This window comes from Pseudomonas sp. KT_2_4, assembly GCF_041410225.1.
GTDB lineage: Bacteria > Pseudomonadota > Gammaproteobacteria > Pseudomonadales > Pseudomonadaceae > Aquipseudomonas > Aquipseudomonas paracarnis.
This window is the reverse complement of the sequence record NZ_CP166962.1, coordinates 4454689-4477638: the sequence shown is the minus strand read 5'-3', so window position 1 is coordinate 4477638 and position 22950 is coordinate 4454689. Positions and strand designations below refer to the sequence as shown.

The window sequence follows — 22950 nt, the reverse complement described above, 5'->3', positions numbered from 1 at the left end:
GCCGTTTTTGCGGCTGGCGCTAACTAAATCAATGATCTGTTCAGAACTGCTCGCGCGGATTGAACGCAGCCTTTTGCGCCAGGGCCTCCCACAACGCCTTGACCTCATCATCCGCCGCCTTGGGCATGACAGCCTTGAGCTGGATGAACAGATAACCGCGTTGCCCGGCCTTGTTCAGCAAGCCATGGCCCTTGGCGCGCATGCGCTGGCCGTTCTGGCTGCCGGCGGGCACCTTGAGATTAATCTTGCCGGTCAGCGTGGGCACCGCGACTTCCGTACCCAGCGCCAACTCCCACGGCGCCAGCGGCAGGTTGATGATCAGGTTTTCACCATCCACCTCGAACTTGGCGTGTGGTGCAAACTTGATGATCAGGTACAAGTCGCCATTGGCCCCACCACCAATGCCAGGCGCACCCTGGGCCTTGAGGCGAATGCGCTCGCCATCGGCCACACCGGCCGGGATCTTCACGTTCAGGCTCTTGACGGTATTGCTGACGTGCCGGCCGGAGGCATCGTACTGGGGCACCTGGAAGCTGATCTGCTTGGACTCGGTCGACAGGGTTTCTTCCAGCGACACCGTCAACTGCATCTCCACATCCTGGCCCTTGCGCCCGGCGGGACGGCGCTGGCCGCCACCGAAAGCGTCACCGCGCGAGCCGAAGATCGAACTGAAGAAATCCGAGAAGTCGCCCGCGTCCTGGCCACCGCCAAAGCCGCCACGGCTCTGCCAGCCCGGAGGGCCCTGGAACGGCTGGCCATGCTGGCCGTATTTACGCAGCTCGTCGTACTCGGCGCGCTTGTCAGCACTTTTCAGTGCCTCATAGGCTTCGGACGCGTCCTTGAACTTGGCTTCGGCATCCTTTTCCTTGCTCACGTCCGGGTGATATTTACGCGCCAGCTTGCGGTAAGCCGACTTGATCTCCTTGTCGTCAGCCGTTGGCTCGACACCGAGAATCTTGTAATAGTCTTTGAAATCCATGGGGGCATCACCATCCGTTATCGATATCGCGCAGCCCGCCACACGGCACGCCATGGCTGGCAGCCTGGGAATTGATGTCAGGGCGCGTCATAAGTTAAATGGCGATACACGGCATCAATGCAATGGCTGTGTACCGCCTGGATATGCCCACAAGATTGGGGCAAAACATGGACTTTCAAGATAGGACGCGTCTATTTACGACGACAGACGCGTTACCCGCAACGCAAGAATCAGGCAAATCGGCCTCTTATCATGTCTTCGGTGTACTGGTAGTCCAAACGCAACTCGGTGCCAGCGGCGATATCTTCGGTAGCGAAAATGGCATTGAGTAAAAATGGCTTGCGCTTGATCTGCGCGTCAGGCCCCACGCCCAGCCACATGTCGGCCTCGACGTCGAAAGCCACGGTCTCAACGTTGTAGCCTCCCAACGCCTGGCGCAGGGGTGTGCCGTTGGCGTCGTACTCAAAGTGGGTGTTGATTCGCGACAGGATGTTGTCACCCGACAAGTGAATCGGTTCTTCCACCAGCGTGTTCCCGTGGGCAACCCTCTGGCTGCCCACCTTCATGGTATAGGTCTGTTCGCCAGGCCCGAAGATACCGAACGGCAGCACGGTACCGCCGTACACACCGACGATTTCGCCTTTGGCGATTCGGCGGTTGGCCACCACCATCGACTGGCCGATCAACGCTTTCTCGCCCGGCACTTTCACGTCTTGTTCGGTGAACGTGCGCATTTGCAGTTGCGCTTCATAGCGCGCGCCGACCTGTTCATATCCCTCGAACTGGATGTAAGGCTTGATCTGCGCCGAGGTGTAGTGGGCGCCCGAGTCCTGGGTCACCTGCTTCTCCAGCGACCTGATTCGAATAGGCCGTCCCTGATAATCCCTCAGCGGATACTTGCCGTTGTTGGCACGGATGTAGCTGCCGGCCGGATTGGGATTGGCCGTGAAATGGATTTCACGGCGCATATAGCTGAGTTCGCCCGCCGTGTATGGCCGCACCGGCATGGACTCCGAGGCCTCCACAAATTCATCGTCCGAACCTTGCGGTACCATCCCGCCCCTCAGGCCCCGGCGCTTCCAGACCCCGGTGATATCAGGCTTGGCAATCACACCGCTGCTGGTCAACAGCAACGGATTGTCCACCGCCTGTACCCACAGCACGTAGTACTCACCATCGCCCGCGTCGGGCATGCTCGCGACAAAATATTGCTTGCCATTGAATTCAATGGCTTGCGCCTGGGAAAGTTGCAGGTTCACGGAGGTGCTTTCCACCAGCGCCTCAAGCGTTGCCGTGGGTACCAACGCCTGCGCCACTTCATCGCGGGTCAAGGTTTCAATCAACTGCGCTTCTTCAATCGCAAACTGTGCCTGCAACTCCTCGGCCTTGGCATCGTAGGCTGCGCGCGATAACGTCCCAGCCTCGAAATCACGCCGCAAAGTATCCATTTTTTGGTGATGGGGCTCGTTCTGTACTTCAAACCGTGCGCGGTATTTGTTCGCCACATAATCTTTCCAGAAGTCCCTTGAAAGCACGGCCTGAAACTCCTGTGCGGAGTTATCCAGGCTGATGACTCGCTGATAGGCATCATTAAGCATCTCCAAGGAGACATTACCCAGACGGGCGAACCGTGGCTGTTGCGGCTGGCCCGGCAACTCAAGGCGATCCTTCAGGCCATGACGATACGCCAGCCGAATCTCCACCTCTTCCAAGCGGCTGAACTCCACCTCGCGCTGAGCGGAGGTCAAGTCGTCGCGCTTGCGGATCGCAGTTCTACGCTGATCGATATCTTGCAGTGCGATCTTCTCCAGCTCCTCCAGGCGCAACAGCCCCCTGGACAGTTTCAGCAGCGCCGCTCCCTGGGACGCGTCCAGTGCGAGGGTCCTGGCGTTGTGGGTCATCAGCAGGATCTCAAGGTTGCTGAAGGTCAGGGCCGCGCGATCACAACAGGCCGCCCGGCCCGCCCATTCAAACATTTCCTTGCGCAACTGCTCGGACTCGGCGCTGTTTTGCGTGATGCTATCGATCACGTCCCACACGCGCCGCTGCAAGTCTGCATGGCCTGCTGGTGCGACTTCCAGGTCACGCAGCACTTCGAAGAAACCTTGCGCACCGGGCAGGGCCTGCAGGGCGGACCATTGAAGTCTGCGCTGCGCAACCTGTTGCGTGGAGAACCCGGTGGACCAGCGCCGGAACGGAGCATCAGTGGCAGCCAACACCACAGGACGATCAGCCACCCGCATGACGCTGGCGACCAGCCTGTTAGTGGCTCGTTCTCCCGCACTTAGCCGGTTGCCGTAAGCGACTATGCGTTGTCGCGTCTCGACCGACAACGGGTTCAAATCCAGATCGGTCACACGGGTGACGCGCAGGGTCTGTGCCAGTTGCTCGTCCGGCGGGGCTATCAGCGAATCGGGCAATGTGGAAATATTGTTAGCTCTGAGGTACACCGCATCCAGGCTTGGTTGGCCACCCAAGCCCGTCGGCCAGCTATCAATGCCGGTTGCCCCCATGCCCAATGAACGCAGATCCGACATTTGACTGAAATCCGGCGTGATACCCAGTGGGTTTGAATTGAGCAGCAACGCCCTGAGCGTGGTGCGTGACGACAGCATCGCTGCAGAATCGGGGGTCAGGCGTATCCGGTTGTTTTGCAGGGACAGCCGGGTCAAGCCCTGCATCTGCCCCAGCGCCGGTGGCAATTCGCGCAACCGGTTACTCGACAGGTCCAGCCAGCGCACGCCTCGAAAGCCAGAGAGAAAACCTTCAGGCGACGTATTGAGGTTCATGTTGCTCAATTTGAGTGAACCGACATGGCTGAAATCCGCATCCAGATCAGGCAGGCTCGGCAGGTTCAGGCCACTGAGGTCCAGCTCCAGACCGAAGGGGTCACCCGCGTGGGTGAGTTGCTGCGGGGTTTCCCTGCGCCAGCAACTCAAGATACGTTGCTGGGCCGTTGCGCGATCACTCAGTGCCGCCACCTCGGTGGAACGTTGCCCAACCCGCACATAGCGCTGGCGCTCACCGCCGCCGGAGAACCGCCAGCCCTCCAACTGACGCAGCAGCGTGTCAAATGCCTGCTCACGCGACGCCAGCTCTGCCTCGGCGGCCTCGCCCAACGCCCAAATCATCCCCCTGGAAAACTGCACGCTGTTGTTCGGGTATAGTTTCTGCATGACCCGAAGCCTTGGATTCGCGCTGTCGAAGGCGTCCTCAAGGGCGCCTCGCAGGAGCCGCGGATGGTTCTGCGTCAGGTTCTTCCAATACTGGTCGAACTTCTGCCAATAGTCGGCCGCAAAGGGGTTGCCATGCACGATGGTGACGTTATTCGTGCGCACGACCGCTTCGAGCTGATCCGCCGGCGGCGTCAAGTGTTGCGCAGGGACCTCCTGCAGTCGGTTATTCGACAGGTCGACACGCTTCAATCCGGTCAGGCTGGTTAATCCAGAAGGCCACCGGTCAATCTGCGTACCGCGCAAGTTCAACTCCGTGAGGTTTGGCATACCACTGAAGTCGGGCAATGTACCTAACGGGTTATGCATCAGGTCCAGGTTTTCAAGCGCGCTGAGCCGGCTTAACAAGTGCGCACTGTGCGGTGTCAATCGAAGCCCGCTGAAGGTGATGCTCAACGAAGTCAGATTTTTCATTTCCCCGATCACAGGCGGAAATTCGGCAACGTCGCCATTGAAGATCTTCAAACCCTCCAGATGCCTGAAGTTGTCGAGAAACTTGCCCGCGTTGCTCGACCAACTGATGTCGGACAGCTCAAGGTGTTGCACATGACTGAAATCTGCACTCACTGGCGGCAAATCAAACCGTTCCCCCCTGCCGTAATGCAGCTTCAGTGACGCCCCGGTTTCCCGCCGCCAGCAACGCACGACTTGATTGACCAGCTCTGTCTGAACGCTGTAGGCATTCATGGCTTGCGGCCCTTGGGCGCGCCACCACACCTTCAAGGTTTTTTTCAGTGCCCGAAACTCTTCCTCCCGCCGCGCTAGTCCCCCAGTCACGTCATCACCCAAGGATTGGATAAACGCGGTGATTTGCTCCTCGTTGAAGCTGGGAAACAACTGCCGTACACGCCCTCTGTCCGTGCGCAACGCGTTGCCAATTTTCCTGAACAGACGAAACCCCGGCCCGCCACCCAACAGACGAACCATCGGGTCATACTCCGGTTTGCGCAGTGGGTTGGCCTCCAGCACCGTAAGCAGCTCCGTGCGTGGTAAAGGGCTGCGCTGAATCGCCTGCTTGAGCTCAGCGGCGCTGCCCAGGCCCAGGCGCTGACGCTCGTCGAGCGCCAGTTGCTCCCAGATGGCACTATAGAAATCGCCGGGCATGGAAGCCTGGAATTCGCCGCTCTCCAGCAGCACCAAGGTTCGCTTGTGCGGGAAATCGGGTGAGCCGATGGCATCGAGCACCGTGCCCTCAGGGGAATACTGGCGTAACTCCAGCCGCGAACCTCGGTGCCATCCTGGCAACGTTTCCAGGGTGCGCACGGCCAAGCGATGGCTGTCGAGTCCGGTCTGAGTGTCAAGGTGCAGGCCCTCGTAGGCACGCGCCACACGGGTTTGCTGGGCACACCATTTCGCTTGCTCGGCCAATCGCTCAGGCAAGCGACCGCTGCTGCGCAAGGCCTCCAGTTCGTTTGCCGCAGCCCCTTGCAACAGCCGCTCGGCCGCCAGGGTCGGCAAGGACGGGAATGCGTCCAGCACACGTTGTACATCCGCATCGGGCGCGGGGTTCAGCGCTCGGTAGCGTTCTTCCAGCAACGGCCCCTTGAGACTCTGCACGGCATCGCCGAGGTACTGGCGCAGTTGGCCGCAGCGAACGTCCAGGGATTGATCGGGGCTACCCGGGAACTCCTTGAGCTGCGGGTCGACACCCTGCAAGGTGTACAGCAACTCCCTGAGCAAGCGGCCCTGAGCCACGGTGCTTTCGGTCAGCACTATCACACGCTTGCGCACTGAAGTTGGCGCATCGGCGGTTTCCCACAGCACATCGCCGGTGGGGCCAATGACTTTAAGCGGTACGTTATCGGGCAGCAAACCGCGGCGCTGGAGCATGTCAAATTGCAGCACAGGATCGGCTTTCTGGTACACCAGCGGGTCGCTGCTTTTGATTTGCTCGACAAAGGTGCTGAGTTGCCGGTGCAGTTCGAGGCGCTTGAGGGTGTCGTCCAGCAAGAGCGGCAGCGGCTCATGATCGACCATGGTCTGGCGCAATGCATCGGTCTCTACGCCGCTGATACGTAGCGGTTCGGACTGTCCGACGAGGCCCAGGCGCTTGTGCAGCGTGGGCTCGTCCCACGTCAGCGGTTGCTCCAGTTCATGGCTCCAGACCCCGTTATGGTTGTGCTCCAGTTCCGGCGCATAGGCATTGGGACGGCTCGGATGCTGGATGCGGTATTGACCTGTGTGTGGGTCTTGCTTGACCTGATAATGGGAGTCGTCGAACGGCACCAACTGTTGGCCTTCGTGCTCGTACAGGCCCAACGCATCGGGCTTGGCCTCGGGCAAAGGTTTGAGGGGCGATGCATAGGGCGCAAGATCAGGGTTCCACAGCACCTGCTTGCCTGTTGGCAGCGTCACCGGTTTGAGATGATCCACCGCACTCTGCCATTTGACGGCAGGCAACACCTTGGAACCGGCGGCGATGAAGGCAACGTTCAGCGCCACGGAAGCGAAATGCGCCCACATCTGGCGCGGCTCGCCCTGTTCGTAGGCCTCAATGCCCTCGAACACTTCGTAGCACATTTGCGAAGCACCCACCGCGAGCATGATCGGCCCCAGCCCCGGCACTACAAAAGCGGCCAGGTTGAACACGCTGACAGCCGCGTCGAAAAAGCTCTCCAAACGTTCGAGCCGAGCCTTGCGGTCTTCATCTTCAGTGGGCACGGCCACGGCACGTGCATCACTCAAAATCTTGCTGATATGTGCTTGGCGACTGCGCTGCCACAGGTCACCGGCAACGACCCAGTCTTGCATCGGCAACCGCGCTAACGGTGTGCGCAGCGGATAGTCTGCCCCGCCATTTCCGTTGTTGGCAGGCTGGTACAACCGATTGAACCGGGCGAAAAAACCGCCTTGGTCGCGCACCGGCACAAAGCGGCTGAAAAAGCGTCGATACGATGCGCTGTGCAGGCGTGTGCGCAAGTCAGCCATGAACTCGCTACTTGACGCATATTCCTTGACGGGCTGCTGGGGGTCACCGGGGATGTACACCACCAGCGGCTCGGAGCGGCTCGTATTTTGACGATCGGGCCCGATCAAAAGCGGCCCTACCAACACGCTATCGAATACTTTAAGTGCGGCATAAGTCACCGGTTTCCCACCAAGCCTGGGGATATCAGAACCGGTCACCACCTGCTTGAGCATTCGATAGGCATCGGCACTCAGCGCTCCGTTCAACTGCAGCCTGGCAATCTCGATGCACACTGCAAGCTGCTGGCGCTGGTGCTCCTCGAGTAGCTGCTGCAGTGCCTGGCGCTCGCCGGCGTCTGCAGGTTCAACCACCGCCTTGATATGCGCCTGGTACAGCGCACCCAGGTCCAGAGTGCGGCAGAGCTTGGCGAACGCGTGGGGGGCGATTGCTACAGCTTGGGCATTGACCGCCGCGAAGCTCGCAATGATGTTGGGGTTTTGCGGGTTGAAGGTGGTGATCAGTTGGCAATCGGTGCACGCGCAGGGCTGTTCTTCATCGGCCTCGAAATTGGCCAGGGCGGCTTCCAGCAATGAAATGCCGCGGTATGTGTAGGTCAGCGATGCGTCATTTTGTTGTTCGAAAACAAAGGCACCGTAGAAGTCATCGCGAGCGCCTTTGGAGCCATACTTGCGCACGAAGAACACATTGCGTACATCCAGCTCCAGATTGAACTCCTTTTTGATCGCATCTTTCAGCGGTTGCTCGGCGAATGTCAGGACGTCTTCAATCTGGCCCAGGTGCGCCTCAATCGAATTAAGCGTTTCACGAAAGCGCGAATGCTGCGCCGCCAGGGTGGTTTTGTCCGTGTGGGTGGCGGCCAGGTACCAGGCAGGAATATCCATCTCGTGCTTGCCCAGTTCTTCCTGGCGTTGCGGCGTACCTTCCTTGAACCAGTTCGGCACGCGTTGTTTGAGAAAGTCGTAATGCACGCCGCGCAGGTCGGCATTGAAGGTTGCATCAGGCATAGCAGTTTGTCCGTGAGGGCAGTAAAACCGCAGCCTAACCAAGCCCCCGCCGGTTCAAGACGTAGCTATGTAGCGCGATTACGCACTGATTTACGGATCACCGGTCTACGCATCCGCTCGCGAGTGACATACACTGCGCGGCCGTTTTTTGACCGGAACCTGTTAGACATGAAAAACGAATCTCCAGCCCGTGCCTGCGGCATTGACTTCGGCACGTCCAACTCCACCGTCGGCTGGATCCGCCCCGGCGAGGAGACGCTGATCGCGCTGGAGGACGGAAAAATCACCCTGCCGTCAGTGGTCTTCTTCAACTTCGAGGAGCGCCGCCCGGTGTACGGTCGCCTGGCGCTGCACGAATACCTGGAGAACTACGAAGGCCGCCTGATGCGCTCGCTCAAGAGCCTGCTGGGTTCCAAGCTGATCAAACACGACACCAGCGTGCTCGGCACTGCCATGCCCTTCACCGACCTGCTGGCACTGTTTATCGGCCAGCTCAAGAGCCGCGCCGAAGCCAACGCCGGTCGTGAATTCGAAGAAGTGGTACTGGGCCGCCCGGTATTCTTCGTCGATGACGACCCGATGGCCGACCAGGAAGCGGAAAACACCCTGGTGGATGTGGCGCGCAAGATCGGCTTCAAGGACATCTCGTTCCAGTACGAACCGATTGCAGCGGCGTTCGACTACGAGTCCACCATCGAGAAAGAAGAGCTGGTGTTGATCGTCGATATCGGCGGTGGTACCTCCGACTTCTCCCTGGTGCGCCTGTCGCCGGATCGTCGTCACAACGACAACCGCCAGAGCGACATCCTCGCCACCGGCGGCGTGCACATCGGCGGCACCGACTTCGACAAACAACTCTCGCTGGCTGGCATGATGCCGCTGTTCGGCTACGGCAGCCGCATGAAGAGCGGCGCCTACATGCCCACCAGCCACCACATGAACCTGGCGACCTGGCACACCATCAACTCGGTGTACTCGCAAAAATCCCAGCTGGCCCTGGGCAGCATGCGCTACGACATCGAAGACACCGGCGGCATCGACCGCCTGTTCAAGCTGATCGAACAGCGTGCTGGGCACTGGCTTGCCATGGAAGTGGAAGAAACCAAGATCCAGCTCACCCATCAAGACCGCCGCCACGTGCCGCTGGACCGCATCGAAGCGGGCCTGAGCGTAGACCTGAGCCGGGCGCTGTTCGAATCGTCCATCGACAACCTGCTCGAACGCGTGCGCGGCAGTGTCACGCAGTTGCTCAATGACGCCTCGGTGAGCGTGGCCCAGGTGGATACGGTGTTCTTTACCGGTGGTTCCAGCGGCATTCCGGCACTGCGCCACAGCATCTCGGCAATGCTGCCGAATGCGCGGCATGTGGAAGGTAATATCTTCGGCAGCATTGGCAGTGGTTTGGCGATTGAGGCGAGCAAGCGTTACGGCAGCTGAGTTTTAGCTGAAACCGTGGCGCGCCCTTCGCGAGCAAGCCCACATAGTTGGATCGTTGGGGTTTCAGGTAGATAGGCTTCGGCTGGCAGGCCGTCATCGCAGGCAAGCCAGCTCCCACAGGTGATCGCATTTCAATGTGGGAGCGGGCTTGCTCGCGATGGCGTCAGCCCAGGCGACACAAGGCTTAAACCATCCCACCCAGCTTCAGCTCGCTTTTCAGATAGGCATAGTAAATCGGCCCCGCCACCACCCCCGGCAGGCCGAACGCTGCCTCAAACACCAGCATCGCCAACAGCAATTCCCATGACTTGGCACTGATCTGCCCGCCGACGATTCGCGCGTTGAGGAAGTACTCGACCTTGTGGATCACGATCAAATACCCCAGCGCCGCCACCGCCACCCAGATCGACAGCGACAGCGCCACGATGGTGATCAGGGTGTTGGAGATCAGGTTGCCGATCACGGGCAGCAGACCGAGCAGGAAGGTCAGCACGATCAGGGTCTTGGTCAACGGCAGGTGAATGCCACACAACGGCAGCACCACTGCCAGGAACACCGCGGTGAAGGCGGTGTTGAGCGCGGCGATCTTGATCTGGGCGAAGACGATGTTGCGAAACGCCTGGACCAACAGGTGCAGGCGGTCGAACAGCGCGGCGGCCAGGGGTTTGCGCTTGGTCAAGTCGGGCACGCGCTGCAAGGCGATGATCGCACCCAGCACCATGCCGATCAGCAAGGTGACGAACATGTGGGCGGCGTCTTTGCCAACCAGTTGCAGTTCGCTCAGGTGCTTGCTTAGCCAATCACCGATGGCCACGCGAAACTCCGCGGCGCTGGCGGGCAAATAGGCGTCGATGGACGGCGGCAATTGCCCGCGCGCGCGGTCGACCACGCCCATGAATTTGTCCAGGGAAGCCCCGGGGTTTTCCGCTTCGTGGAGCAAGAAGCTGATGGCGCCGGCGAAGATCAAGGCCAACACGCTGACGATCAAGGTGCCCAGCAAGGCCACCGCCAGCCAGCGCGCGCGCCGGCCTTCGATCAGGCGTTGCAGTTGAGGGGTGAGCATGTTGACCAGTTCATAGACCAACAGGCCGGCCAGCAGGCTGGGCAGCAATTTCAGCGGCAGTACCAGCAGCAACCCGCCGAAAATGATGATGTAGCTGGACAGCAACAACACATGACGCTGAGAAAACGTTGGCATACAGCCTCAAAACAAACGGCGTTGAAGGATGGGCAGTCTGCCAGCCTTGGAAGAATCAAGCGAGAGCGGGTGTTGTGAATACGATCAAGTGTGGGAGCTGGCTTGCCTGCGATGCGGGCACCTCGGTGTATCCGTCATACCGAGGCAGGCAAGCCAGCTCCCACAGGGGTTCTGCAGCATTCGTGAACTCGCGATCAGCCCTTGAGGCAGGTGCTCATGAATGTCTTGCGCGCATCACCGGTCAACGCCTTGGTTTTCGCCGACGCATTGCAGTCTTTCATCTTCTGCTGCTGCGGGGTCAGGGTCTTGGCGTCGTTGGCGGCAGGTGCCGACAGGCAGGTCTTCATGAAGGCCTTACGGTCATCGCCCTTGAGCGTCTTGGTGGTGGCCTCGGCATTGCAGGTGGTCATTTTGTTTTGCTGGGCAGTGGCGGCAAAACCCTGGGCACACATCAGCAGGCCCATCATCAACAACGGAATACGCAGCATCTTCATGGAGTTTTCTCCCTGTTACCGTGCCGACGGGCACGGCCTACAGCGCAGTGTAGTCAAAACCTGTTACAACTTCACCGGCCACGAATGTTCGCCCGCCGATATTGCTCCGGCGTGCAGCCGGCGTGGCGTTGGAACATGGCGATAAACGCTGAGGCGGTGCTGTAGCCCAGATCAAACGCCACGTGTTGCACACTGCGGTCGCTGTCCAGCGCTTCGATGGCCGCCAGGTAGCGCAAGCGCTGGCGCCATTCGCCGAAGCTCATGCCCAGCTCGCGCACAAACTGGCGCGCCAGGGTGCGCTCGCTCACATGCACCTGCTCGGCCCATTGCGCCAGAGGGCGGTTGTCTCCCGGTTCTGCCTGCATGCCCTCCAAGACCCCAAGCAATCCCGGGTGGCGGGCGTAGGGCAGGAAGCAGTCGTGGACCGGCGCCTGCCTGAGCTGGTCCACCAGCACCTGGGCCAGGCGGATATCGGCATCGGTGCGCGGTGCATTGACATCGCGCAGGGCGAAATCCTTGAGGATCGCCTTGAGAATGTCGCTGATCGCCAGGGTGCAAGGCTGCTGCGGCAACTGCTCGCACAGCTGCGGCGCCAGCCCTACGGAGTGGTAGACAATCGCCTCGGCATTGTAGGAGCTGTGCTCGGTAAGCGGCGGCACCCACACGGCGTATTGCGGTGGCGACATGAAGCGATTGCCCGCCACTTCCATGCGCATCACACCGCTGGCCGAGTAATCCAGCGAGCCCCATGTGTGCTGGTGGGGGGTGCATTCGGTGTCCGGGGCAAAATCGGAATACCGAAAGTACACCGGGCTTGGCAGGCGGGCGAAATCGGGCAGGCGTACGGTGTGTCGGGACATATTGTCTGGATTCAACGCTCAGTTGTCTGGATCGCAGTATAGGCTTCGATCCAGACAGAGGATAATCCTGCCTCGTCAACACACTGGGTTTCTTTTCAATGCAATACGCGTATCCGCTGCTGGCTATCTTTATCTGGGCCGGCAACACCGTGGTCAACAAATTGGCCGTGGGCTCGATCTTCCCGGCTGAAATCGGCTTTTACCGCTGGCTGTTCGCTGCGTTGCTGTTCACGCCGTTCATGCTCAAACCGGTGGTCGCCCACTGGCCGCAGATCCGTCCCAACCTGGGCAAGATCTTTATCCTCGGCGTGCTCGGCATGGCGGTGTATCAGAGCCTGGCCTATTACGCCGCGACGCTGACCAGCGCCACCAATATGGGCATCATCCTGTCTCTGATGCCGTTGATGGCGCTGACCGCCGCGATCATCAGCCTTGGCCAACGCCTGACCTTCGGTGCGCTGACCGGCGCGGTGCTGTCGTTCGCAGGCGTGGTCGTGGTGGTGTCGGCCGGCAGCCTGGGCGCGTTGCTGCAACATGGGGTCAACCTGGGCGACGGCATGATGCTGGTGGCAACATTGGCTTATGCGGTCTACAGCACCCTGCTGAAAAAATGGCAGCTGCGCCTGCCGCCGTTGGTGCTGCTGTATTTGCAGGTGCTGGTCGCGGTGATGGTGCTGCTGCCGCTGTATCTGTTCTCGGCCAAGGCCGGTTTGGGCTGGGCGAATATTCCGCTGGTGCTATATGCCTGCCTGCTGGCTTCGATGCTGGCACCGCTGGCGTGGATGCACTCGGTCAAGACCCTGGGGCCCAGCCGTACCACGTTGTTCTTCAACCTGCTGCCGCTGATTACCGCGCTGATTGCGGCGGTGGTGCTGAAGGAAGAGTTGGCGCGGTATCACCTGGTGGGTGGCTTGCTGACCCTGGGTGGAGTGATCCTGTCGGAGCGCTGGACCACACCGGTCAGACGCCCTCAGGACACATCCTGTTAAATCCGATAAAACTTTTCGCCTGGCCCGGGACTCACAACCAATAGCGATCACGCCGGCAGAGCGTGGCGTACAACCGGATTAGCCCCAGGAGATTGAAATGACTCAAGCACAACTGACTGACGTTGCGACCCTGCGCAGCCGCGCCCGCCAGAACGTCGAAAACGGTGCCGTGACCGAAGGCTACGACGCCGACCGTCAGGAAATCATCCGACTGCTCAACGAGTCGCTGGCCACTGAACTGGTCTGCGTGTTGCGCTACAAGCGTCACTACTTCATGGCCAACGGCCTCAAGGCCAGCGTGGCTGCCGATGAGTTCCTGGAACATGCGACCCAGGAAGCCGAGCACGCTGACAAACTGGCCGAGCGTATCGTGCAACTGGGCGGCGAGCCGGAGTTCAACCCCGACCTGCTGTCGAAAAACTCCCATGCGCAATACGTGGCGGGTAACACCTTGAAGGAAATGGTCTACGAAGACCTGGTGGCCGAGCGGATCGCAGTAGACAGCTACCGCGAGATCATCCAGTACATCGGTGACAAAGACCCGACTACCCGCCGCATCTTCGAAGACATCCTGGCTCAGGAAGAAGAACACGCGGACGATATGGCGGATATTCTGCAGGATCTGTAATAACTAACACCGCAACATCCCCCTGTGGGAGCGGGCTTGCTCGCGATAGCGTTGGATCAGTTGATAAATCATTGACTGATACCCCGCTATCGCGGGCAAGCCCGCTCCCACAATTACTTCACGGTCTTGGGCGCCTTGCCTTCCTTCATCTGTTGCAGCAACGGTGCGCACTCATTGGGCTCGCCACCGCTTGGGGCAACCAAGGCGAGCAAGCCAGCGGCCGGCCCGGCGATCACGCCCAGGGCGACCATGCCTGCACCACGTAGCGCCAACGGAATGGCTTTCACGCCAGCATTGGGCTTGATGAAAGGTCCATTGACGTAAAGCGGTGAACGCAGGGAGAACAGGCGAACACCCTTGGATTCCGGCGTGATGGTCAGGTCCAGTTGCTCGGTGGCCATATTCGCGGTGCCGTCGATGTAGATGATCGCGTTCTCGGTATCGAACACAAACAACCGTGTGGTCGCCAGGCCCGTCTTGATGCCGAAGTCCGCCGCCGCGCAGTTGATCTTTACCTCTTCGTCGCCGAACAGGCGGCCGACCACGTAGTTGCCCACGTTGAGCCCGGCGATTTCCATCAGGCTTCGGCTGATGGCACCATCGTTGATGAGCATCTTCAGGTCACCGTTGGATGTGCCCAACAGTGCCGCCACCGAGTTACCGCGCCCGGTAATATCAGCATCGCCGTTGAGTTCACCGAAGCTGGTTTTCATCGGTTCGAAAGTCGGGAACAACTGCTTGAGCTTGAAGTTGCGCGCCGTCAGCTTGGCGCGGCCCTCCATCGGCGTAGTGCGGCCGTTCAAGCGAATCTGCGCATCGAGCTTCCCACCGGCCACGCCAAAGCGCAGGGGTTCAAGGCTCAGTTGGCCGTCGTTGAGCACCAGGTGGGTGTAGAGGTCGGTAAAGGGCAAGTCGGCACTGTGCACGATACGCTTGCCGGTGAACTCCACATCGGCATCCATATCGCGCCAACGCTCGGTGCGGAACTCCTCAACCGGCAGCACTTTGGTCGCCGGTTGCTTGCTTTCACCGCCACGGGCTTTTTGCTTGGCGTTGGAGTCCGCGCCAATCAAAGGCGCCAGGTCATCCATCAGCAGTTGGTTGGACACCAGCGCGCCACTGAGCTTGGGCCGTGGCTGGCTGGCAACATAGGCCAGGTCGCCGTGGATGTCGCTGTTGCCAATCTTGCCGTTGAAGTTCTCGTAGCGAAAGGAGGCGCCGCTGGCCTCATGCAGTTTGGCGATCAGGTGGCCGTCGGTGGAATAGGCCGGCGAATCCGGCAGGGTCACGCCGGTCAGCGGATACAGGTTGCCCAGACTGCTGCCTGAAAGCTTCAGGCGCAAGTCCAGGGCGCCGAGGTTCAGCGGGTCGGTCAGGGTGCCAGCCAGGGCGATGCTGGTGTCCGCGATCTTGACCTGGGCTTGCAGCGGGAACGGCTTGGCCGCGTCCTGCAAGGCCAGCAAGCCACCGATCTTGCCCGTGCCCGCGAGCTTCTGACCATGATATTGACCTTTGACCTTGAGGCCGAACGCGTAGTCCTGGGGCGCCGAGCCTTTTTCCAGGGCCTTCTTGGCATCGGCGTCGCCGACGATTTCACCGAAGGGGATCGGCTTGCCCAGCGGGTCGATAATCACATCCAGCTGGGTCTTGAGGCTTTGATCGTCAAGGGTCACATGGCCTTTGTCGAAGCCGATGGCGCCAATATCCACCACCCAGTTGGACGGTTCGGCGTTGGGGTCCTTGGGGTCGAACTTGAACGTCCAGTTGGCGCGGCCATCCGCCAGGCGCTGCAACTGGGCACTGGGTTCGGTGAGGTCGATGCGGGGGATCACCACACGCTGCACCAGCAAGGCCAGGGGCGAAATGCGCAGCTCAACCTTCTTGAGCGTGACCATCTGCGGTTGTTTCGACCAATCGGGGTTACCCAGGGTCAGGTCTTCGGCAATCACATGGGGCCACGGCACCCAGGCGCGCCAGCCGCCTTCATCGGGCTCACGCTGCCACACCACTGCGAGGTTGCCGTTGATGGCGAACGGACGATGCAGTTCTTCGGAGACCTTGGCATTGAGGGGCGGCTTGATGCGGTTCCAGTCGAAGAACACCAACACCAGTACCACGATGGCAATCAACAGAACGAAGCTGGCGCAGCTCCAAGCGAGAATTTTACGAGTGCGCGTCATTGCACAGGACTCCTGAATACGACTGGCTGGGCAACAGCCTTTTAAACAGCTTATAGGACTACGACTGGCAAAGTGCCTGGGGGTTTAACGCAACGGCGGATTTAGCCGAAAAAAGCGATTTTCCTGATCAACCAGACAATTTTCCCCATCGACGACGCACCATTGTTACCCAGGTTCGTGTCGAAAATACCCACATCGGTGCAAAGCCGCGGGCTTGAGAGGCTCGATCTAGAGCCTCCGGCGAGAACAATCAATTCTGTTGATTATTACCATTGTGTTTATGAACTTTTATATCGACTTATCAAGGGTAACATTAGCCCTGTACCCACTTTATCGCCCTCCCTAGGAGCAACCATCATGAAACGCCAATTACTCGCTACCGTTCTGTTATCTGTCCTGGCTTCCAGCGCCTTTGCCCTGCCAGCTGCCGAACAGGCCACCCCACAGAACAAAGCCCAAGCCGTGCAAACCAGCCAAACCGTGGCTCGCAGCGGTTCGCAAGAAGACGAAAACCGTGATTACGCCAAAGGCGCCGTAGCTGAAAATGGCTACAACCGTCTGCAAGAGAAAGGTTTGGTCGAAGGCGGTGCTGAACAAGCCAACAAACGTGCCTACACCGAAGGCGTTGCTGAAGGCGGTGCCGACCGTCTGCAAGAACTGCATCAAGCACAGAGCTAAGCCTGTGGTGGCCCAGAAAAAAGCCCGATCTGCCGATCGGGCTTTTGCTTTTATATAGACCGCGTCACGCCCCGCCCCTGCCAAGTTCGACGCCGGCAAAGCGCTTTTGCTAGAGTGCGTCGCTGTACTTGCCGACAAAGCTCATCCGCTCATGCTGCCCCGCGCCGAACAGAAGCAACAGACCCGCCTCGCCCTGATGGACGCAGCCCGCCATCTGATGGAGTGCGGCCGTGGGTTTGGCAGCCTGAGCCTGCGTGAAGTGGCCAAGACGGCGGGTATCGTGCCCACCGGTTTCTATCGCCATTTCGCCGATATGGACCAGTTGGGGCTGGTACTGGTCAGCGAGGTCGGCCAGACCTTTCGCGCCACGATCCGCCTGGTGCGCCACAACGAATTCGTGATGGGCGGCATCATTGATGCCTCGGTGCGCATCTTTCTCGATGTGGTTTCGGCTAACCGCTCTCAGTTCCTGTTCCTGGCTCGCGAACAGTACGGCGGCTGCCTGGCCGTGCGCCAAGCCATCGCCGCCCTGCGCGAAGACATCACCCGCGACCTGGCCGCCGACCTGACGCTGATGCCCAAACTCCAGCACTTGGATGCCGAAGGTTTGCATGTGATGGCCGACCTGATCGTCAAGAGCGTGTTCGCCACCCTGCCCGATATCATCGACCCACCGGCCCACGCCCTGCCGGCCCACCTTACGCCCCAAGCGAAAATCACCCAGCAACTGCGCTTTATCTTTATCGGCCTCAAGCATTGGCAAGGGCTGGGCAGCACCGAATAAAGCAATCAACCCGCCGTGTGGAACCGTTTGGCGCTGGTGTAGTGCTTGTTCCAGTAGCTATTGCTCAATGAATCGATACGAATGGTTTTGCCGGTGCGCGGCGAATGAATGAATTTGCCGTGGCCAATGTAAAGCCCGACATGGCTGACCTGGCCGCGCCCGTTGCCTTTGAAAAACACCGCATCCCCAGGCTTCAACGCATTGCGCTTGATGGTCGCCGCCGATGAACGGTGCATGGCCGTGGTGGTGCGCGGTATCTGGATATTGGCCTGGGTCTTGAACAGGTACACCAGGAAGCTGCTGCAATCGAAGCCCTGCTCCGCCGAGGTGCCGCCCCACTTGTAGGGCGTACCGAGCAACTCATGGGCGCGGTCGATCACGTCGTCGATGGAAGCCGGCTTGAGGCTTTGCAGCGACGAGCCGAAGCTGGCGCGGGGCTGAAAATTGGCCGATGCCGATGAAATAAAGAAGGTCAGGCTGACCAGGCATATACAGAAAATTGATCGAAGCATGATGAACGTCGCGGTGGTATTAAACAGGGCGCATAGCCTAAAGAACCCTCAGGTAATCTCATGAACTCCAAATCCTCATGATTCGTAGGACAAATCCTAAAAACTGCCTACAGAGAAAAAGATGAAAGAAATTTCATCAAGACAAGCGCCTCCATCAACGCAAAACGCCCTTCGCCGGTGCTATAAACCTCGCCACGCACCAAATTGATTCACACACTGAATTATCTGACGCCCTATTGAGCAGCATGCCTGCCTGACTACAGGGAATTCCGACTCAATCCCGTGATTGGCAAGCCCCTTGCTCTAGGTCTTTCATCGCTCACAGCTGGAAGCTCTCTGATGCTGGTGATACATCGCCGAATCGCCCCCCAAGCCCTCTGGGCCGCCGAGTTGCTGCTCAATTACGAAGCCCGCAGCAAAAGCCGCCTGCGCTGTTTCAGTGCCGACGGTGAAGACGTCGGCCTGTTTTTGGAGCGGGGCCAGCCGCCCTTGCACGATGGTGAATTCCTACAGGCAGAAGACGGACGCGTCGTACGGGTGTGCGCCCGCCCTGAACAACTGCTGCATGTCACCTGCCGCAACGCGTTCGAGTTGACTCGCGCCGCCTATCACCTAGGCAACCGCCATGTAGCCCTGCAAGTCGGTGACGGTTGGCTGCGCCTGCTCGATGACTACGTGCTCAAGGCCATGCTTGAACAGCTGGGTGCCGATGCACAGACCATCGAAGCGCCGTTTCAACCCGAGCACGGCGCCTATGGCGGCGGCCATCATCATTCGCGCCATGGGGATGAAGACTTCAACTACGCCCCCAAGCTGCATCAGTTCGGCGTACGTCTATGAACCCAGCCTGGGCGCTTCTACGCCTGGCCAGTCCGCAATTGCCGATTGGCGGTTACAGCTATTCCCAGGGCCTGGAAATGGCGGTGGACAACGGCCGCGTGCAGGATGCCGCGAGCGCCCGACGCTGGATCAGTGACCAGTTGCTGCTCAACCTGGCGCGTTTCGAAGCGCCGCTGTTGCTCGCCCATTGCCGCGCAGCCATCGAGCAGGACTGGGCGCAACTGGCGCAGTGGTGCGACGAGCACCGCGCCAGCCGTGAGACCCGGGAGCTGTATCAGGAAAGCCGCCAGATGGGCTACTCCCTGCAACAGTTGCTCAACGGCTTGCCGGAACTGGACGACAGCGCCCGTGACTTTCTCGCTCAACGCGACGAACCGCACCTGGCCCTTGGCTGGGCCTTGGCCGCGCGCGCCTGGCACATCAACGCCGACGACGCCCTCGCCGCCTGGCTGTGGAGCTGGCTGGAAAACCAATTGGCCGTGCTGATGAAAACCCTTCCACTGGGCCAGCAAGCCGCCCAGCGTCTAACCAGTGAACTGCTGCCGCTGCTGCAACAAGCCCAGCAGGATGCCGAGCGCATTAACCCTAACCATTTGGGCAGCGCTGCTTTTGGCCTGTCCCTGGCGTGCATGGCCCACGAGCGCCAGTACAGCCGCCTGTTCCGTTCCTGATTCTGGAGAAGCACATGAACACACAACCCCTGCGCGTCGGTATCGGCGGCCCGGTAGGCTCGGGCAAGACCGCCCTGACCCTGGCCCTGTGCCTGGCGCTGCGCGATCGCTACAACCTGGCGGTGGTGACCAACGACATCTATACCCGTGAAGATGCCGACTTCCTGGTGCGCAACCAGGCCCTGGCGCCGGAGCGCATCATCGGCGTGGAAACCGGCGGCTGCCCACACACGGCGATTCGCGAAGATGCCTCGATCAACCTGGAGGCCGTGGACCAACTCAACCGTCGTTTTCCGGGCCTGGACCTGATTCTGGTGGAGTCCGGCGGCGACAACCTGTCGGCCACCTTCAGCCCGGAACTGTCGGACCTGACCATCTATGTGATCGATGTGTCTGCGGGCGACAAGCTGCCGCGCAAGGGCGGGCCTGGCATTTGCAAATCCGACCTGCTGGTGATCAACAAAATCGACCTGGCCCCGCTGGTCGGCGCGTCGCTGGACCTGATGAACAGCGACACTCAACGCATGCGCAACGGCAAACCCTTTGTGTTCAGCAACCAGAAAACCGGGGTCGGCCTGGATGACATCGTCGCCTTCATCGAACGCCAGGGCCTGCTGACCGCCGCCTGATCAACCCATAAGGAACCTGTCCATGAGACTCAACAGACTTTTCGCCGCCGCCGCGCTGCTGCTCGCGCCTGCCCTGGCCTTCGCCCATCCGGGCCATGGCGACAATGGCCTGATGGCCGGTATCAGCCATCCCCTGGGCGGCCTCGATCACTTGCTGGCCATGCTTGCGGTAGGCCTCTGGGCGGCCCAACAAAAAGGCGCCGCGCGCTGGGCGCTGCCATGCACCTTTGTCGGCACCATGCTGATCGGCGGCGTGCTGGGTTTTGAAGGGCTGCAACTGCCGGCGCTGGAAAGCGGGATTGCTGCTTCGGTGCTGGCCTTGGGCCTGGCGGTAGCATTGGCGGTGCGGCCGCCGCTGTTCGTGGCCGTGGGCGCCACGGCGTTGTTTGCGCTGTTTCATGGCGTGGCCCATGGCCTGGAACTGCCGGATATGACCAGCCCTTGGGCGTATGCCGCTGGGTTTGTGGGGGCGACCGCGGCGTTGCATGCAGCCGGTTATGCAGTCGTGCGCTTTTTGCCAGCTGCTGCTGCACCCTTGGTGCGAGTGGCCGGGGCGGCTTCGGCGGCGACTGGGGTGTGGTTGCTGGCGGGCTGATTTGCGGCACTGCTGAGGGCCTCTCGTTCCCACGCTCCGCGTGGGAACGCAGCCGAAGACGCTCTGCGTCCCAAAGCATGACGCAGAGCGTCATAAAATGCATTCCCACGCAGAGCGTGGGAACGATCAGCCTGCTACCATGCGCGCCTACACCCCTGCCGTGACGACGCCAGCCAATGCCCATCGCTTCCCCCTCTTCCCTGACGCCTGTGCTCACGCACTTCCATGACCTGATCGTGCCTCTCTGGCAAGGCCCGGGCTGGAATGCCGACCTGGCACTGCCCTTTGAGGCACTGGATGCCGATCACCAGCCACTGCCCCCTCAGCGCTATCGCGCCATGGCCTGCGCCCGGCAGCTGTACCTGTTCGCCAGCCTGATCGGCGAACCCGGCGCGGCTTTCGCCGAAGAACGTGCGGCAGCGCTGTTTCGCTCCCTGCAACGGCACTTCCATGATGCCGAACACGGTGGCTGGTTCTATAGCATCGACCCTGCCGGCCAACCGCTGGACAAGCGCAAAGACCTCTACACCCACGCCTTCATTATTTTTGCCTGCGCCCATTACTGGGCCAAGATGCGTGAGCCGTTGGTGGAATCGGTGCTCAACGCTGCCCTGGAAGTCGTCGCCCAACGTTTTGCCACCGGTGACGGCTTGTACGAGGCCGTACTGGAGCGCAACTGGGCCTCGCTCGACTCCGGCCCGTTGCAAAACCCGTTGATGCACCTGGCCGAAGGTTTCCTGGCCACCCTCGCGGTGCGTGAGGACGCCCAGGTACAAGCGGCCCTGCTGGCACTGGCGACGGCCATGCAGCAACGTTTCATCGACCGCGAGCACGGCGTGATGATGGAAAAACCTGTGGGCGCTGTGGATAACTGGTTTGAGCCGGGGCACCAGTTCGAATGGTTCTTTTTGCTCGAGTCTTCAGCTGTGCTACGCGGCACCGCACTGCATGGCTCGCTGACACGGGCATTTGCCTATGCCGAGCAAAAGGGTGTGGATAAGTTAAGCGGGGCGGTCAGCGGCATGCTCGCGCTGGATGGCACGGTGCGCGACGGTACCCAACGGATCTGGGCACAGGCGGAGTACCTGCGGGCGCTGACATTGCGACCAAGTAGCGAAGCGGTGCTGCAGCGTCAGTTGCAGGCGTTGCAACAGCGCTTTTTGCATGCCAAGGGTTGGCATGAATGCCTGGATGCCGAGGGTAAGGTGAGCCGACGGGATATGCCTTCGACTACGCCCTATCATTTGGCGACTTGCTATCAGGGCTTGGTCCAGCATCTGGGCTGACCTGCTGGGCCCCATCGCAGGCAAGCCAGCTCCCACAGTTGATAGTGTTCGCACATTTAAATGTGGGAGCTGGCTTGCCTGCGATAGCCTCACCTCGCTCTAACAGACTTTAGGCAATCCACTTGCGATCCCCGGTAAAACTGATCGTCAACCACCGCGCCGCATCCGCCGCCCCCAGCCCTGTGGATATCTCTTCCCGCAGCCCATCGAGAGTCGCGACGTTATCCACCGGGTAATTCGCTGGCAGCACCACATGAATTTCGATAAACCGCGCACGCCCGTGCTTCTGCACATAGGACACATAGTCGTCGAAACCATGCTTGGCCTGCGCGGCGTCCATCACTTCGCGGACCTTGTCGTCCAAGTGATCCGGCGCGATGCCCAACACTTCGCGCAGCGCCGGGCGCAGGATCTTGAATGCTGGCGCCAGCATGCTCAGGGCCAGCAGGATCAGAATCAACGGGTCCACGTAGACCGCCCACTCGCCATAGCCCTGGGACTTGAGCAACAGTGCGGCCAGGAAGCTGATCAGCAAGCCCACCGACAGCATCGCGTCCACCAGCCAACTGATGTTGTCGAACTGGATCAATGACGATTTGAGTGTGCGATTGCGGTAGCGCACATAGAAGAAGTAGGCGAACTCCACGACGGTAAACACCGCCGCATAAATGATCACCAGCCCTAACTCGATTTCGCGCCCGCCATTGATAATGCCAAACACGCCATTGAGGAACGCGTAGATGGCGATCAGCAGCAGGAAACTGCCTTCGATCAACAGCACCATTGGCTCCAGGTGCCAATAGCCGAACTGGAAACGCTCGTTGCTTTTCTTGGCGATCAGCTTGGCCGTGATCAGCATCAGCACCTTGATGGCGGTGGCGATCAGCGAGAAAAAGCCGTCGAACAGAATGGATTGGGCGCCGGATATCACACCCGTGACAATCCCGGCGATCGCGACTGCGAACATCAGGATAGTCGATTGTTTGAGCAGTGCCTGCTCACCTCGGTTACTCACATTGCCTCC

The 22950-nt window shown here is 60.1% G+C and carries 18 protein-coding genes; 10 read left to right on the top strand and 8 right to left on the bottom strand.

Features of this window, described 5'->3' with window-relative positions:
- Positions 1-40 precede the first annotated feature (40 nt).
- Together AB9N64_RS20520 and AB9N64_RS20515 are read right to left on the bottom strand one after the other, a co-directional pair.
- Positions 41-979: a DnaJ C-terminal domain-containing protein gene (locus AB9N64_RS20520; protein WP_014716703.1), complete on the bottom strand. Its 939-nt coding sequence runs from the start codon at positions 977-979 to the stop codon at positions 41-43.
- A 230-nt stretch (positions 980-1209) separates the two neighbouring features.
- The gene (locus AB9N64_RS20515; protein WP_371359649.1) at positions 1210-8145 is read right to left on the bottom strand and encodes a dermonecrotic toxin domain-containing protein; all 6936 of its coding nucleotides are present in this window, start codon (positions 8143-8145) and stop codon (positions 1210-1212) included.
- A gap of 168 nt (positions 8146-8313) precedes the next feature.
- Between AB9N64_RS20515 and AB9N64_RS20510 the strand changes: the two genes are divergently transcribed.
- On the top strand, positions 8314-9582 hold the full coding sequence (locus AB9N64_RS20510) for an Hsp70 family protein (protein ID WP_038448682.1): 1269 nt from the start codon (positions 8314-8316) through the stop codon (positions 9580-9582).
- Between the two features lie 184 nt (positions 9583-9766).
- On the opposite strand, the gene AB9N64_RS20505 is transcribed toward AB9N64_RS20510, so the two are convergent.
- The 3 genes from AB9N64_RS20505 to AB9N64_RS20495 all read right to left on the bottom strand — a co-directional run bounded on the left by AB9N64_RS20505 (position 9767) and on the right by AB9N64_RS20495 (position 12134).
- Positions 9767-10780, bottom strand: coding sequence for an AI-2E family transporter (locus tag AB9N64_RS20505; RefSeq protein WP_003188124.1), 1014 nt, complete (start codon positions 10778-10780; stop codon positions 9767-9769).
- A 194-nt stretch (positions 10781-10974) separates the two neighbouring features.
- Positions 10975-11274 (bottom strand): PsiF family protein, encoded by a 300-nt coding sequence (locus AB9N64_RS20500; RefSeq protein WP_014716700.1) that lies wholly within the window; start codon positions 11272-11274, stop codon positions 10975-10977.
- Positions 11275-11345: 71 nt separating this feature from the next.
- Positions 11346-12134: a helix-turn-helix transcriptional regulator gene (locus AB9N64_RS20495; RefSeq protein WP_003188122.1), complete on the bottom strand. Its 789-nt coding sequence runs from the start codon at positions 12132-12134 to the stop codon at positions 11346-11348.
- A 98-nt stretch (positions 12135-12232) separates the two neighbouring features.
- On the opposite strand from AB9N64_RS20495, the gene AB9N64_RS20490 reads away from it, so the two are divergent.
- Positions 12233-13123: a DMT family transporter gene (locus AB9N64_RS20490; RefSeq protein ID WP_014716699.1), complete on the top strand. Its 891-nt coding sequence runs from the start codon at positions 12233-12235 to the stop codon at positions 13121-13123.
- 97 nt (positions 13124-13220) lie between these two features.
- Positions 13221-13751 (top strand): bacterioferritin, encoded by a 531-nt coding sequence (locus AB9N64_RS20485; protein WP_014716698.1) that lies wholly within the window; start codon positions 13221-13223, stop codon positions 13749-13751.
- A gap of 113 nt (positions 13752-13864) precedes the next feature.
- Here AB9N64_RS20485 and AB9N64_RS20480 read toward each other — a convergent pair whose 3' ends face one another.
- Complete coding sequence (locus AB9N64_RS20480; RefSeq protein WP_371359648.1) at positions 13865-15931, bottom strand: AsmA family protein; 2067 nt, start codon at positions 15929-15931, stop codon at positions 13865-13867.
- A 357-nt stretch (positions 15932-16288) separates the two neighbouring features.
- Between AB9N64_RS20480 and AB9N64_RS20475 the strand changes: the two genes are divergently transcribed.
- Entirely contained in the window at positions 16289-16609 is a 321-nt protein-coding gene (locus AB9N64_RS20475; protein WP_003188116.1) for a hypothetical protein, read from the top strand.
- Positions 16610-16760: 151 nt separating this feature from the next.
- Positions 16761-17393 (top strand): TetR family transcriptional regulator, encoded by a 633-nt coding sequence (locus AB9N64_RS20470; protein ID WP_003188114.1) that lies wholly within the window; start codon positions 16761-16763, stop codon positions 17391-17393.
- A 5-nt stretch (positions 17394-17398) separates the two neighbouring features.
- On the opposite strand, the gene AB9N64_RS20465 is transcribed toward AB9N64_RS20470, so the two are convergent.
- A complete protein-coding gene (locus AB9N64_RS20465; protein ID WP_103451336.1) occupies positions 17399-17905 on the bottom strand; it encodes a C40 family peptidase in 507 nt (168 codons plus the stop codon).
- A 339-nt stretch (positions 17906-18244) separates the two neighbouring features.
- Between AB9N64_RS20465 and ureE the strand changes: the two genes are divergently transcribed.
- From ureE to AB9N64_RS20440, 5 genes are all read left to right on the top strand, one after another.
- Positions 18245-18745 (top strand): urease accessory protein UreE, encoded by a 501-nt coding sequence (gene ureE, locus AB9N64_RS20460; RefSeq protein WP_014716695.1) that lies wholly within the window; start codon positions 18245-18247, stop codon positions 18743-18745.
- Positions 18742-19416 carry an urease accessory protein UreF gene (locus AB9N64_RS20455; RefSeq protein WP_020301618.1) on the top strand — a complete coding sequence of 225 codons (675 nt, stop codon included), beginning with the start codon at positions 18742-18744 and terminating at the stop codon, positions 19414-19416. Before ureE ends, AB9N64_RS20455 begins: the two co-directional genes overlap by 4 nt.
- Positions 19417-19430: 14 nt before the next feature.
- Complete coding sequence (gene ureG, locus AB9N64_RS20450) at positions 19431-20045, top strand: urease accessory protein UreG (protein ID WP_014716693.1); 615 nt, start codon at positions 19431-19433, stop codon at positions 20043-20045.
- Between the two features lie 22 nt (positions 20046-20067).
- The gene (locus AB9N64_RS20445; RefSeq protein ID WP_014716692.1) at positions 20068-20640 is read left to right on the top strand and encodes a HupE/UreJ family protein; all 573 of its coding nucleotides are present in this window, start codon (positions 20068-20070) and stop codon (positions 20638-20640) included.
- Between the two features lie 176 nt (positions 20641-20816).
- Positions 20817-21926 (top strand): AGE family epimerase/isomerase, encoded by a 1110-nt coding sequence (locus AB9N64_RS20440; RefSeq protein WP_014716691.1) that lies wholly within the window; start codon positions 20817-20819, stop codon positions 21924-21926.
- Between the two features lie 109 nt (positions 21927-22035).
- Here the strand turns inward: AB9N64_RS20440 and AB9N64_RS20435 are convergent, their stop codons facing one another.
- On the bottom strand, positions 22036-22941 hold the full coding sequence (locus tag AB9N64_RS20435) for a cation diffusion facilitator family transporter (protein ID WP_014716690.1): 906 nt from the start codon (positions 22939-22941) through the stop codon (positions 22036-22038).
- Positions 22942-22950 lie beyond the last annotated feature (9 nt).